At 34.2% G+C, this 14,133-nt stretch carries 16 protein-coding genes and 2 pseudogenes; 1 reads left to right on the top strand and 17 read right to left on the bottom strand.

Annotated elements, in window-relative coordinates:
- Window positions 1-17: 17 nt before the first annotated feature.
- The 3 genes from G7Y42_RS11775 to G7Y42_RS11765 form a co-directional block, all read right to left on the bottom strand.
- Window positions 18-440, bottom strand: coding sequence for a hypothetical protein (locus G7Y42_RS11775; RefSeq protein ID WP_081125703.1), 423 nt, complete (start codon window positions 438-440; stop codon window positions 18-20).
- 17 nt (window positions 441-457) lie between these two features.
- Window positions 458-745 carry a hypothetical protein gene (locus G7Y42_RS11770; RefSeq protein ID WP_033657575.1) on the bottom strand — a complete coding sequence of 96 codons (288 nt, stop codon included), beginning with the start codon at window positions 743-745 and terminating at the stop codon, window positions 458-460.
- A 143-nt stretch (window positions 746-888) separates the two neighbouring features.
- Window positions 889-1,347, bottom strand: coding sequence for a hypothetical protein (locus tag G7Y42_RS11765; protein ID WP_165038263.1), 459 nt, complete (start codon window positions 1,345-1,347; stop codon window positions 889-891).
- 270 nt (window positions 1,348-1,617) lie between these two features.
- Between G7Y42_RS11765 and G7Y42_RS11760 the strand changes: the two genes are divergently transcribed.
- Window positions 1,618-2,640 carry a hypothetical protein gene (locus G7Y42_RS11760; RefSeq protein ID WP_165038261.1) on the top strand — a complete coding sequence of 341 codons (1,023 nt, stop codon included), beginning with the start codon at window positions 1,618-1,620 and terminating at the stop codon, window positions 2,638-2,640.
- Here the strand turns inward: G7Y42_RS11760 and G7Y42_RS11755 are convergent.
- The 14 genes and pseudogenes from G7Y42_RS11755 to G7Y42_RS11690 all read right to left on the bottom strand — a co-directional run bounded on the left by G7Y42_RS11755 (window position 2,619) and on the right by G7Y42_RS11690 (window position 14,131).
- Entirely contained in the window at window positions 2,619-2,918 is a 300-nt protein-coding gene (locus G7Y42_RS11755; RefSeq protein ID WP_165038259.1) for a hypothetical protein, read from the bottom strand. The two genes, G7Y42_RS11760 and G7Y42_RS11755, sit on opposite strands and share 22 nt — an antisense overlap.
- A gap of 36 nt (window positions 2,919-2,954) precedes the next feature.
- A complete protein-coding gene (locus tag G7Y42_RS11750; protein ID WP_165038257.1) occupies window positions 2,955-4,070 on the bottom strand; it encodes a hypothetical protein in 1,116 nt (371 codons plus the stop codon).
- Between the two features lie 17 nt (window positions 4,071-4,087).
- A complete protein-coding gene (locus G7Y42_RS11745) occupies window positions 4,088-4,318 on the bottom strand; it encodes a hypothetical protein (RefSeq protein WP_108145554.1) in 231 nt (76 codons plus the stop codon).
- Window positions 4,319-4,340: 22 nt separating this feature from the next.
- On the bottom strand, window positions 4,341-5,147 hold the full coding sequence (locus G7Y42_RS11740) for a hypothetical protein (protein WP_165038255.1): 807 nt from the start codon (window positions 5,145-5,147) through the stop codon (window positions 4,341-4,343).
- 9 nt (window positions 5,148-5,156) lie between these two features.
- Complete coding sequence (locus G7Y42_RS11735) at window positions 5,157-5,801, bottom strand: hypothetical protein (RefSeq protein ID WP_165038253.1); 645 nt, start codon at window positions 5,799-5,801, stop codon at window positions 5,157-5,159.
- Window positions 5,802-5,816: 15 nt separating this feature from the next.
- Window positions 5,817-6,506: pseudogene (locus G7Y42_RS11730) on the bottom strand (M23 family metallopeptidase); the annotation flags it as partial.
- 113 nt (window positions 6,507-6,619) lie between these two features.
- Window positions 6,620-8,419 (bottom strand): group II intron reverse transcriptase/maturase, encoded by a 1,800-nt coding sequence (ltrA, locus tag G7Y42_RS11725; protein WP_165038251.1) that lies wholly within the window; start codon window positions 8,417-8,419, stop codon window positions 6,620-6,622.
- A 711-nt stretch (window positions 8,420-9,130) separates the two neighbouring features.
- Window positions 9,131-9,646 (bottom strand): annotated as a pseudogene (locus G7Y42_RS11720) (glucosaminidase domain-containing protein); the annotation flags it as partial.
- On the bottom strand, window positions 9,646-11,670 hold the full coding sequence (locus G7Y42_RS11715; RefSeq protein WP_165038249.1) for an ATPase: 2,025 nt from the start codon (window positions 11,668-11,670) through the stop codon (window positions 9,646-9,648). The pseudogene G7Y42_RS11720 and the gene G7Y42_RS11715, both read right to left, overlap by 1 nt.
- Window positions 11,670-11,843 carry a hypothetical protein gene (locus G7Y42_RS11710; protein ID WP_165038246.1) on the bottom strand — a complete coding sequence of 58 codons (174 nt, stop codon included), beginning with the start codon at window positions 11,841-11,843 and terminating at the stop codon, window positions 11,670-11,672. The genes G7Y42_RS11715 and G7Y42_RS11710 overlap by 1 nt, the downstream gene beginning before the upstream one ends.
- 121 nt (window positions 11,844-11,964) lie before the next feature.
- Complete coding sequence (locus G7Y42_RS11705) at window positions 11,965-12,879, bottom strand: hypothetical protein (protein ID WP_165038244.1); 915 nt, start codon at window positions 12,877-12,879, stop codon at window positions 11,965-11,967.
- Window positions 12,880-12,896: 17 nt separating this feature from the next.
- Window positions 12,897-13,145 carry a hypothetical protein gene (locus G7Y42_RS11700; RefSeq protein ID WP_002332281.1) on the bottom strand — a complete coding sequence of 83 codons (249 nt, stop codon included), beginning with the start codon at window positions 13,143-13,145 and terminating at the stop codon, window positions 12,897-12,899.
- 59 nt (window positions 13,146-13,204) lie between these two features.
- The gene (locus G7Y42_RS11695) at window positions 13,205-13,798 is read right to left on the bottom strand and encodes a hypothetical protein (RefSeq protein ID WP_165038242.1); all 594 of its coding nucleotides are present in this window, start codon (window positions 13,796-13,798) and stop codon (window positions 13,205-13,207) included.
- Window positions 13,799-14,131: a hypothetical protein gene (locus tag G7Y42_RS11690; RefSeq protein ID WP_165038240.1), complete on the bottom strand. Its 333-nt coding sequence runs from the start codon at window positions 14,129-14,131 to the stop codon at window positions 13,799-13,801.
- Window positions 14,132-14,133 lie beyond the last annotated feature (2 nt).

Here is a 14,133-nt window from a genome sequence, read left to right as displayed (position 1 = left end):
TGTTCCCCTTCTACTTTTTATCTTTTTAAAAACTTTGTTGGATCAAACGGGTCTACTCTGGCATGAACAGATTCATTTATTGATTTCTTGATTTTAGGAGAATACTTCTTCGTTTGATTCGCTTTTATTTTCCCTTCCACACGCTCTTTTGCTTCTTGATAGACAGTTGAATTTGTACCAATTAGTATTCCTGTATCTTTCAAATGAAGATCCGCAAACTCTGAAACCATTTCTGTTAAAATAGAAATTTCCTTTCCCATTGCGTTCAACTTTGCGTTCGTCATATTATTATTTTTTTCAATTTCTGGATCGTAATTCATACATAAAAATCGAATGGCTTCAGAATAGTTTTTTACCGTAGGCTGAGTTTCCATAATATTTTTTAAAACTTCATCGTGCGCTTCATAAAATGTAATATGCTTTTCTATCGCTTTAACCATAGAACATTATCTCCTTCCTAATGTGCGATTAATATTTCAATTAAGTTCTTGACCTCGTTCGTGTATGCTTCCAAAACTTTTGTATTATGCAGCTGAACATCTGTAAATTTTTCCAATAAACGATCAAATTGATCTTTCTTGTAGTCCATTAAAGGACGTTCAAAGTCGTTTTCAATCAATAGTTTTAGATAATCATTTCGACTCCATTTTTGACCAGTTTGTTCTGTTAATTCTACGCATCTACGATCAATTTCTTGAACATATTTTTTATTAATACCTCTTACTTTAATCTCTTTAATTTCCATTTTCACCCTCCGAAAAAAGTATGGATAGTCTATGGAGTCTATCCATATGCTATCCATGTATAGCTGTTTTACTATCCATACACTATCCATAAATCGAATATTTTGTACCCACTTTTGTTTTAGAGAAACGTAATAGGCACAGCCTATTGGAACACTTTTTTTAAAAAGTGTTCCCACGTTTCCTTATGCTCTTTAAAAAAATGTATTTTAACAAGATTCGTTTGTAATACTTGATCGGAATTTATATGCTTACTGCAATTACTTAAAATCCATTCAAATTCTTGTTTATTTGATTTTCTGATGTTTATTTCATCTTCTCCTATCCCTAATTGAAATGAAGTAATTTCATATGCTTCTTTATATCTTTTGTCTAATTTAAATTCTAAACACTGATTTTGTTTCTTATAAATCACGTGTAATATTTCCCATAATGAAAAATATTCACCATCCATTTTGATCTTTTTTATTACTGCTTTTTCACTTGAAAAAACTGTTCCAAATCGAACATCAAAGGAAATCATACTTACCAGTTCTTTGGTGGCAGGAAATAACAAAGGCTCATCTAAATATAATTCGTAATCATATTCAATTTGATAATTCATTTCTATATCTCCTATTCTCTTATTTTACGATTAGTGGATAATGAAAAAGGTCTTGCATATTTGCCAAGACCTCTTTTCATTGTTGTTTAGATTAAATCAATTTGAGTCAATAGTGTTTGAACGTGTTGTTTGTCATTTGTAAATGTCGTGTATATATTCATAATTTTTTTATCTACTAGTGAACTATTTAATACACTTAAAATTTCCATTTCTAAAATATTTTTTATCTATTCCATGATAAAATAAATAAAAAATAGAGAGGTAAATGATATGGGTAATTTAATAACTAAGGCAATTCCGACAGACGATTTAGCAATAAAATATTTAAAAGAACACCCTTATTTACACGATAATTTTGCTATATCTCCTTTCATTGCTAGAGAATTATTTGATCAATATATTTTAGACAAGCGGAATTTTATTTGTCCTACTAATAATTGTCCAGCACCCATTACTTGTCGTTCAATTAGTCCAGCAAGTAAAAATAGTCCTGCTTTTGTTAATCAATCTATCTCTGACAATAAACACATTAGCTCTTGTAATTATCATCCTAAAAATTATGATAGTGAGACAGTCAGTAATGGAGTTACTAACGAAGGGTTCAAACAATTCAAAACTGGAGATACTATTTCTGATTTACCTAGTATGACCGGTTTTTCACCTAAAAAAACTTCTAAAACAAAAAATGAGAATACTGAAATAGGTGTAACACAAGCTGAAAATAAAACAATAGGTACAAAAAAAACACATAACAAAAATGATAAACATTTAACCAAAGCAGTTAAACAGCACCTGAAAACTCTTCAGGATCATGTTGAAATGTACAAATTCAATCCCGAGTTTAAAATAATTCGTCATACAACTGGTGCTATCATTCCTATTAAGTATTTATTTAAGCCCATAGTTGCAAACTATCTATTTGAAAATCTTAGTGAACGAAAATATCCTAGTATCTATTACGGGAAAGCTTATTTAGATAAGACTAACAACAATAAAGTACTACGAATAAACTTTATTAGTACTTACGGAAAAAATCCCAGTATTAAATATGGTGTACCACAATACCGCCCTTCACTCATAATATCTAGGGAACACATAGAGAATGAATATACAGATATATACGACGAATTTATTAATAAAGAAAAAAATGTTTTTGAAGTATATATTACTCTTCCATTATTTTGGAATTTTACTTCAAAAGATAGTGTTTATTTAAATTTTTCTTCTTTTGTAAAACCCGAATGTGTAGATCCATTTAGTGAAGAACTTTTCTATAACATATACATTTCTTGAAAACAGTAAATAAGCTCTGCCGCTTGGTAGAGCTTAATTTCTTCTTCTGTTGCAGGTATAAAATTTATTTGTTTTGTGTTCAATGTTTTTCCGAAAAACATTTTGCTTATATCTTTTTCTAATAAGTCAACTATCAAAAATGGTTGATCATTTTTATATCGTTCTTCATTTTCTCTATCTCGATACCTTTCTGGAAGTGGCTGATTGTCTATTGCTTGATAAATAAGATTTTGATTTTTATCTTTTTGCTTATAGTAACTCCCTTTGATAATGTCCATTGCTACTTCTCCTTTATATCTATTGGTAATAGCATTCTAATTATTTCGTTTATCTTCCATAGCGAGCTTTTTAGATATTTCTAGAACCCCACTTTTCCAATGAAAATAGGATTTGTTTTGTTGGATATTACTTCCACCTAACCTTACATGCCCGATTCCATATCGCAAGCTTGCTTCCACTTCATAAAAATTGTAGACCTTCTTTTGTCGATCAATGAACTTCCTTTTTTGCTCTCCTTGAATAGAGTCTTTGATTTCTTTATTCGTAACTTCTTGAATACTCGTGTGAACGGTATTCGTATGAAGCAACCCATCATACTTCCCATAGTCAACATAGTACTCATAACCAAAAAGTGTTGGTATCAAATCAATATCTATTTCTTTTTCAACTGAATGTTTAATGAATTTTGTAGAGACATACCCGATTAATGCAAGAACACAACCAGACACAAATAAATACATATATTCATTAATAAATTGAATGAACGTTGTCAGAAAGTCCTTCAATCCCTCTAGCGTTCTTCCTGAGTGATCTATACATTCTATTAGAGTCGTTAGAATACTTCCTAAAACAATGAAGTCAAATAAACTTTTAAAAAGTTTGCTCATTGTTAATTTTTGTTTGATAATTTGTAGAAGTAAGTGACTTAAAATAAACGCGAATACTATAACAATCGATGTCATTAGCACTGTAAAAATATCTGACGGCGAAATCCAATTTGGATCTCTTATCAGGTAATAGGTTGTTCCTAATATCCCAAACAAGTAAATAGCTAAATCGAAAACAAGACGAGCAACATAACTACAAATTTTTCCAAATGGCCATAATTGTAATGTCCAAAACTCTTTTCGCTTGATATTCGCTTTCAATGGAAACCAAGTGTGTTCCATCCAGTCATTGGATTTTATTTCGATTTCTTCTTTAATTTCCTTCTTCATTTCTTGCCAATGTGACGGCACAAATTTGCGGATCTTTAAAAATGAAAACATCAACACAATGCACGATAGGAAACTCATAAACAAAAATGACAAATCTTTATTGATAAACCAAAAGAAAATTGGGGCGACAATCACAGCGAGACTAAAGAAAAAAACAGCTATACCTACGGTGATATAGCTGATCCATAAACATTTTTGATATACTTTTTTCACATAAAACCCTCCTGTTTTTATTTACTGTCAGCTGTAAAATATTTTTTTGCAGCCAAATAAAGAGCCTCAAAAGATCTGAATTTTAAGGTATCTATATTTTTTCTACCGTTCTTCAACTCAGATATTGTCGTGTTTGATAAATTCACTTCCTGACATATTTCTTTAACATTTACTACTTTGAGATAGGCGTTAATCAATACTTTTTGCTCAATGAAAGTATCTTTGCCAACCAAGTTCGCTCGCTTCATTTCCTTCACTCCACCTGTTCTTCTAAATATTTTCTTTTGACATACGATCAATTTTTTCTTGAATCTTTTGAATGATCTCTTCTTGATCTTTCATTTGTGTTTTCGATGTTTCAATTTCTTGCTGGTAACCATTAATCTTGTTTTCAGTATTTTCCTGATCCTCTGCGATTTGATAAGGCAATTGATCTTTTAATTTCTTTACTAATTCTTCATTTAAATCAATGGTTGCTTGTAAGGTTTCCATCTGTTGTTGTGCTGCTTTTTGTTCTTTCTTGTATCCTTTCACTTTGTAATTGATCACATGTTGCTCGTAATCTTCATCTTTCACTTGATCCTTGACCTTATCTTCGTGAACATAATAAATCAGATCTTGCGGTTCTTGCATATCCACCTTTGGATCAATTTTTTCAGGAATAATCGTTAAGCGCATAGCGATATATTCTTCTGGTACATGCGTTAGCTTCACCGCAAAATAGTCATCAGACACCTTAATCACTTTGGCTTTTATTGCTTGATAATCGCCTTTGGCTGTCTTTACTTCTACTCGATAATTTAGATTAGCGAGTTCTTTTAACAAACTTTGATCGTCATCGTCGATCGCAAATTCAAAAACTAATTGTTGATTCGCTCCTTTTTCTTTTGAAACCATTGTCAGTTCTTTCGTGTTTAAAAATGCGTTTGTACTTACTTCATCGGGTACGTCTACTTTCTTATGCGTATAAATCGGACTCGCAAGGATTAAAAGGCCGAGAATCGTCAAAATTCCCAGCCATCGAAGATAACTTTTTCGTTTTTTAAACCGTTGTCTTGCTCCTTTTTTCTTACTCATTTTCTCCTCCTACCGAGTGAAATAACTAAAGTCTGTGACTTTCCATTGTCCATCTACTTGTTTTTCAGTCACAGTCACTCCACCTTTTATTTTTTGTGGTTTGACATCTTTGAATTGGGGATTGCCAATCGTATAGTCCACAAAGACCACAAAATTTTGTTCTTCATTCTCACTGCTTGTTTGAGCGTAAGTTTCCACATCACCTAATGTAAAAGAGTAACTGCCGTAGTCATCATGTTGGTGACCATCGTCTACAGGACTTAATTTGTCGATCACTTCTTGGGTTGCGACATCTTTTAGTTTCTCTGTTACTTCATTCTTGCTTAATGATTTATCAATGGCTAATTGACCAAATGTTTCAGCCGTCTTTCTTTGTGCTTCAGTGACTTCTTCTTTTCCTTTTGTGCCGTCTTGTTGCTTCAGCTGATCGATTTCTTGGTTTTTCTCATGAATGGTTTGATTTAACTTGTCGATCTTCGCCTGTGCCTCAGAGGAATTTTTTTTGAGCGTCTCAGACGCGTTTTTAGCCACTTCTTCTGTTTGATAGGTATTTGTTGCTTGTTCCTCTTTCAGCTGCCAAAACAACGCAATATTGCCGATTAAACTAATACTAATTGCGGCTGTTAAGACGATTTTTAACGTTTTATTTTCCATTGTTTTTCTCCTAAATTATTTTTTACTGCTGTTTAAAAATGGTAAGGGATCAATCCACGTCCCATCATCTATAAAGGCATGGCCTTGTGCTTGACGCCAATCCATTCGGGTAAATCCTAAGTGTAAGTGTTCCGTATCTCTAGTTTCGATGACTTGACCCACTTTCACTTGATCCCCCACTTTCACACGAGAGTTCCCTGTACTATTTGCAAATTCTTGATACACCATATTCAAGCCGTCGTAATTAATCACGATCACACACGCACCTAAACCTGAAATACCAGGATTGCCAACGTACACGACTTTCCCTCCATGCACCGCGTGAATTTCACTTCCTGGATGATCGACTGAACCAAAATCTAATCCGTCATGAAAACCATTTGGTCGGAACTCTCCCCCTGGATTCGTTCCAAATAATTGCCCACCGCTAAAGGAACTTTTATCTAAACTGCTACCAGGGAACGGGTTCGTCCATTCACCAGTAATTGGACCATTATTATTGCCACCTTCACCCCAATGTTTGATGGCGAATTCATCATATTCAGTTAATTGATTGGAATTAATAATCGACATACAATTTTTATAATACGCACTATCTTCCGTAATTCCCGCAGCGGCATACCCCCCTCGACCTAAGATCAATAGGCTCGCCCCAGGGCTTTTATTACCAACGCAAGCATTAAAATTGGACTGTGTGGCTACCAATAGCAATAGGTAAGTCTTTGAAATTCCAGTAGGAATTCTCCAACTTTTCCCCTGCTCCACACCGTACGTGAGACTTTCGCCTCATACGGCGTTCCAACTTGTTTTATTTCCAATTAAATGAATGTTAAATTACATTTCTCACGATATTTGTTTACTTTTTCAATTTGCTTTTTATTTAATTTGAGTAAGCACAAATACTTATCGATTGTCTTTGAATCATTTGAATGTATCAATTGGTGCACCCAGGGGTGTATAATTACTAGATTTGAAAATTCATCCGTTCCACCCAAGTATTTTGGGATTATATGGTGACAGTGAATCGTGTCTGCCTTCAAAAACTCCCCTGTAACCGCACATTTCCCATTTTGCATAGAATATTTAGAAATACGATTATCTGTAAATTCTAAATTATATCCTTGCTTAGATATAGTTAATAGTTTGCTCAATTCTACAGAAATCTTTTGTTTCAGTCTGTTAAAGGTTATTGACCGTCCGTTTTCTGTATAGTTACAGATTTCTTGATTAAACTGTGGAACCATTTGCCATTTAATATCTGCTATAGGATATAAATATTCTTTTCCAATTTTTATAGTTCTACATTTTCCACGATACAATTTTTGATAAGTTTTTGGAGGATCTCTTGGAACTCCGAATTTACCTACCTGACTTAATCGATTTTTGATCGTATATAAGAGTGAATAGGCTACTTTTGAGAAATCAACATTGACATGTGTTGCATATCTATAATAATTCTGAACGCCCAACACGTAAGTGTTGTAATCATAAATACTTCGTCTTATTGGGTTATATTGAATCTTTTTGATATAGATTTTTAGCTGATTTCTTATTCGTTTTATATTCTTCTTGGATACATGTGTATTTGCCACATATCTATTTCTTTTCGGAACAGCTTTTATTTCAAAACCTAAAAATTCCGAACTTCGTTTTCTCAAATTAGTAATTTTTGATTTTTCAGGTGATATGCTTAGCTTTAAATGATTTTCTAAATATTCTTTTACTGCATGATATACTTTTTTAGCTTGTTTGAAATCACGAGTAAATATTTTAAAATCGTCCGCATATCTGACTATATACATACGTTTTAGATTTGTTGTTGTTCGTAGAGTTCCTAATTTAGAGGATAAATTTCTAAATCTTTTACGTGTTCTAATTGTTTCCCATTGGCTACTTATCCACCAGTCTAAATCATTCAATACTACGTTAGACAATAAAGGAGATAAAATTCCTCCTTGTGGAGTACCCTTTGAAGGAATAGTTCCATTTGATAAAGGTGATTTTAATATTTTACTAATTACAGCAAGAACTCTTCTATCCATTACACCAATGGTGTATAGCTGACTCAATAACTTTGAATGATTAACGTTATCGAAAAATCCTTTAATATCCATATCTACAACGTGTTGATAACCTTGGTTAATTAGAAAATTACTACGAGCTATTGCATGATACGTAGCTCGATTTGGACGAAATCCATAGGAATGTTTATAAAACTTCGCTTCACAGATAGGTTCTATTACTTGAAGGATCATTTGTTGAATTAATCTATCTCGCATAGTCGGTATTCCTAATGGTCGTTTATCTCCATTTGGTTTAGGAATCATGACTCTTTTTACCTCATCTGGATGGTATTTTCGTAGATCCTCACGTATATCATTGATAAACTGGATTTTATTTTGATATTTGTAATTATCAATCGTAAGTTTGTCACAACCAGCTGTCTTTGAACCAGTATTAGTTTTGATTATCCTATATGCAAGTAAAATATTGTTTTCCGACAAAATAATGTCGTATAAATTAATACCTTTCGTTGCATTGCTTAAACTTCTTTGATACAACCAATCAAACGTACTTTGCATATTATAGTATTCGTTATATCGCAATCTTGTACTCACCGATGGTTTGTTTCTCCTATTCTAATAGTCCCATCATCTTACTCGACCCTGTGAGTTTCATTTAACTTAAAATTTAATTGTTCATACAAGTCTTGGGGCTATCCCTCCACGTTTATTAGACGTTTCATCGGTACTGTGCCCCTACTCTCACGAGAACTAAGGAATTTCGAATAATTCTATTATTCTTATATCCACCATTTCTGAAAATCAGTCAGTTTAATCAATGTTTCTCGCTTTCCACGTTCCGAATATCTTAGCTCTCCATATTTATCCTTAGGTGCTCACTTTAGGCCTGAATGCTACTATGAGGTCATTGTTCCTCATCCCGAATTTCATAGTTAAAATTCTTACTTTTCGGTGTCATTCGTTGCTTTTACAACCTTATATCCTTTCGGATAAGTCTACGTTTAGACCTGTACATTCGCAAGTTCGTCAGTTCTATCATGAACATTCTCACCATAGATAATTTATAGCGTCCCGGCATATCTGCATTCATATGAACTTAGAGTTCACTTAGAAATTATTCTGCCGACTTCACCTGGCTTCACACCCATCTGACCTGATCATCAGATACGCATGCAGGAGTCTTAGACCAGTTGTTTCAGTCAACATGACGACTTTCATTCCAACTGTCAGACATTCAGTTGTAGTTGTTAAGAAAACAACCCTCTCTTTTCGCGATTATTCACTTATAGAGAAACGCGTCACACTAAATCCGTAATATGAGAATGCGGCTTTTGAGTTGGGAAACTTCATGTACCAACCCCCTTCAATCCCGCCAACTCCACGTGCGGTTCCCTTGGGGAACAAGCACCCATCAAACCAAGTGATCCCAAAAAAATTCAAGTCGTTTTTAGCAGATAATGACGTGCCAAACGCTGATTCATACCCATATTGCGAGAGAATCACACTTGGTAATAATTTATATTTCACGGCTGCTCCTACGGCATATTGCGCAATCTCATCAGAAAAAGGACCTTTCCCTTTGATTTCTTTATAGATGGGTAAGCCTTCTGAGTATTCTCCTGTAAAAGCTTCACCACCACTACTTGAACCTGAATCAGAGTTATCAATCGACCCCGCCGCAAGGATTAGAAAAAGCGTCACAAACACAGTGATCAAGAGGGTAAGCAAACCTGCAGAAGTACCAAACAACCACAAAAATAAGCGTCGCTTTGTACGACGCTTAACATACTGCTTGATTAAACTTTCATTTTGGCTTTCCATTATTTTCCTCCATCAAACAATTTTAACTGTCGATTATTCGGACTAAAATGAACACGAATCGTCTCTTTCGAACCAAAATTAATGACAGCCTCTCCTTGTTCTTGTTGAGGAATCGATTCTAATTCTGAATTCGTCATTGATTTACCGACTAACCCTTCTATATGACGTAAAATAGATTCGTCCATACGCATGAAGATCTTCGTAGAAGAAAATTCAAAGACTTTCTTCAGTTTCGAGAAGTTATCAGAAGACATATTTTCTGGCACCATTTCTTGTGGCGATTGGGTAGCTAGAACCGTCATCGCTTCTACTTTACGCATTTCTCGTTGGAAGTTTGTCACATAATTGACCGTTTCAATGAAATCTGGATTTATTGCATTATGACACTCATCGATCATGGCCAAGAAACGTTTGAAGTCTTGTTCTTCCATCTGGTTTTCTTTAATCAAACGTCGTTGTCTTCGTCCTTGAATCAATGCTTGATTCCAAATCAACGTCATCGCCATGTACATTTGACATTGTTGTACCCCGCGATCTAAACCTGTAATAGAGTCAATATCAAAAAAGACCAACTGTTGTTGGTCAAGGTGGCGAATCGTACTATGGCCATCAAAAATCATGCCATACGTCTCACATAAGGATTCCACGATAGATTCCATTTCTTCTTTCCGATTCTTTTTCTCTTGGGAAGCACCTGGTAGTTCCAGTTGTCCTAAAAAGGCTAAAAATTCTTTGAACGTCGGATAAGCTTCTGGATCTTTCCCTGTGACTTGTGCCTCAGTATTTGAACGCGCATTGGAGGAAGTAAAGCCACGTGGCACTGTTCCATACTCTTCATAAAAACGATTCAAGTAGGTCTTGAATTCTGCTTTCATCGTTCCTGTTAATTGCGGACTAACAAGTTGTACTTGGTAAACCACTTTGTCTAAATGCGTTTGATAAGACGCTGCTTCATTGATCAGTAAATCTTTGACTGATCCATCCTCATACAGATTGGAAGCATCGTCATACGTCCGTGTCGCAAAGATCTCTAAAGGATTGATCATTCCGTCAGACCCATCTAATCGCACCATAATGCCATTATATTCTTTTAAAAAGGGAATAAAGTCTTTTCCCTTTTCAAATCCCCAAATGAAATCTCCTTTAGCTAAATGGGATTCCGCAATCATTTTAAGAACAGTTGATTTACCAGCCCCCATCATTCCTAGAAGCAAGGTGTTGGTAGACAAACGGACGCTATTTTTATACGTGGCATTCCAAACGAATGGGCCACCCGTCATGGTTTCGCCATACTGTGTCCCTCCTGGATCTTTTAGCGTTTGGTGGTGGAACGGGAACCCTCCGCCAATATTTAACGATGGTAGTGATTGCCCTTTGATATTTCCGAACCATTCAGCTTGTTCATCGAACATAGTGAACATCGATTGCCAGTCTCTTTTGGTTTTATGCAGATAGGTCACCCCACGGTAATCCATTCCTTTGAGATTTTCGATCAATTCCTGCGCTCGTTCGTCTACTTCTTGAATCGTGTTTCCGTAAACATGTACTCTCACTTTGACTTGTTTAGAAATTTCACCATTAGAAGTCAATTTTCGAGCATATTCCGATAATTCCAGGTATTCTTCCGCACTTTTATTTCGTTCAGTCGCTTTTCGCTCATTATCTGATCGATCATTTAATTCATCTAAGGCACGGTTGATTTGATCAATTACTTTTTGCTTTTCATCTGTGCTAACATCTAGTGTCGCCACTGTATGAGGATTATTCATCAAGTTGGCTAACCAAAAAAGAGTAGGATTTTTGGTATAGTGATAAACTGTGACACAACGTGAATAACCATTGCCATACGTCACATACTCTTCATCGAAATTTAATCCACCTTGTGGCATCACTTGTTTTAAAAAATCTAAATCATACCCTTTGGATTTTAAAATTTCTATTTCACGATTTCCTAGTTGCTTTAATGGATCAAGTACTTTTTGATCATTTTGTGGTGCAAAAACTGATTTGATTGTCTCTAGCATCAACGTTCACCTCGTTTGGATGGATTCATTCTTGAATTCACAGTGTTTCCTTTTCCTAATTTGCCTAGAATAAATACGTTTGAATATTTTTTATCCAATTCTTCTTTTGAATCGACTACTCTCCCACTAAATTTACAGTCTATTACATCTAACCATTGAAAATGATTATTCATCTACTTGCTTCCTCCATTCTTATTCATCACCTACCTAAAGAGGATGGGCAATGAACGCCTAGTTCAATTAAAAAAGAAGCCTATTTAAAATAGACTTCTAACTTTTTTTACTAATTATTATTTATTTTGCGACATACAAATGAATCATATTTTTTGCTAAATTTAATAACTCTTTATTTCGATTGTCTTCATATTTTTTAGATAAAGCTAAATTTGAAAAGTACACTGATTCAATAGGCAGAGTTTTACTAAATATTATGTCATCTTCTTCTAAACGATTCTCTCTAAAAACTAAAAAATCCATTGTTTCATGTATTTCTTCCTCTACAACGTATTTTTCATGGTTTAAAAAGGTAAAATACAGGGTAACAAACATTCCTTCCTGATTCTTTATTTGAACGTAATCAGAAGAAAAAGATGCAGGTACGAATTGAACTTCTGGACAATTTTCTTGAATTACCTGATGAAGCTCACTATTTTTTTGAATCATCCTTCCAAATAGAGGAATCGCAGGACTACATTGTCCAAAAATCCATGGAAGATTGTTTAAAGTTGCTTCCTTGTATAACCACCCTTCGTTTTTTAAGTAAGTGATAAGCATCTCTTTTGCTAATTTTTTGTTGATAAGAAGACCAGTTTGTTTTTTTAATATATAAATAATACGATCAAACTGTTCTTCTAATGTTAAAAGAATACGATTTGCTAGTGGGCTACTTGTACTTCTTCTTCCAGACGTTTTTTTCCACTTGGAGTTAGAAAATGGACATTCCAAATAGTCTTCTTCTGAATACTTAGCTAAATATGGAATTGTACCTTTATGATGCTTGCCATATGGTTTTCTTCCAGATTCCCGTGTTTCTTTATATAATCCAATAATTTGAATTGGATTATCGCACTCCGGACAAACGGCATAATAGGAATCCCTTCCTTCTCTTTCTAATACGTACGGTCTTCTTTTTTTTGTTTGTTTTTCATAGTTAGCAGGCGTTATCCTATACACTTTACTAAATCCTACTTTAGTTTTGAAAGAATCCATTCGATCTCCCTTTCCCATCAAATTTGACGAATTTGAAGCCACCAATCATCTGACAAAGGCGGAACATACCCTTCTTTTTCTGCAATTGCTAAACACTTTAAAACAGTTGATAATCCTAAAGAAAATTCATGATATTTATCTTTCATCATAAACATCAATTCCTCCACACATTCTTCACCTTGTGTATGATCCTCTACTTGCCACATTCCTTTTTCAATTTTAGGCATTGCTTTGTTATGATAGCTATTATTCATTTTATCTGACATGTTTTTCTCCATTTTATCACATCCATATAATTGTTGTTATTTTTATATTCAGTCAACTACTACTCATCATTCATATTGTTCATTCGATAAAGAATCTTGATCAATTCTTTTTTGTAGAGTGGTTTTAACCCTAAAATGCCACTAGATCGCATTAACTGACGATTTCTGGTTTGTAAATCCTTGATTGTCTTACCTTCAATAACGAAAAAGAAGCTTAGGTCAGGGCGTTCTTGTTCGGCGCGTTTCAATTCTTGAATTTCTTCTACTAATTTCTTTTCATATTTTCTTAACCGCTGTAGATTTCTTCCTAATGATTGTTCCATACGATTTTTGTCTAATAACTGCCTCTTTGATACGATTTGTTCCGTTAAATCCGTTTCCGTGGTCAAACTAACTAATTTAATCGTTGGCACATACGTACGCATGACAGTGGTTAACTGATTCATTCGTTCCAGTTTCTCTTGTTCATTTAATCCTTCCACATCAGTGGAAACCACACGATAATAACGCTGAAAACGATCTTCTTTAGTAATTAAGACGCCCTCTTCTGTACAAGATTTATAAGGAAATAAGTCCAAGATAGATCGTTCCTCTGGCTTTCCAAACTGCAAGATGGATTTCTTATCAACTAAATTTTGTCCTTTGACTCGCATTTATTCGTCCTCCTTATGCGTACCATGATAATTTCTGTTAGGATCTAAGGCATGGTAATGATTTTTATCCGTAAAAAAAATGGATTCTATAATCGCAAAAATCTGTCTTTGACCTGGATTGTTATAGGGACGCCAAACAATCACTAAGCCTATTGCAAGCCATAATCCATAATTCAAAAGGGCAAAAAAGAGTGGTAAATGGACAAGATTATTGACCATTTTTGCCCAAAAAAAGCAACTACCAAGTGTTAATAAATCGATAAAGAAAAATGCGAAAAACTTCCATTCTCCACTAAATCTTGGAGGATTTTTCATATTAATATATTTATCCATAA

The sequence above is a fragment of the Enterococcus sp. ZJ1622 genome (assembly GCF_011038845.1).
Classification (GTDB): Bacteria; Bacillota; Bacilli; order Lactobacillales; family Enterococcaceae; genus Enterococcus_B.
This window is presented reverse-complemented; position numbering and strand designations above follow the sequence as displayed.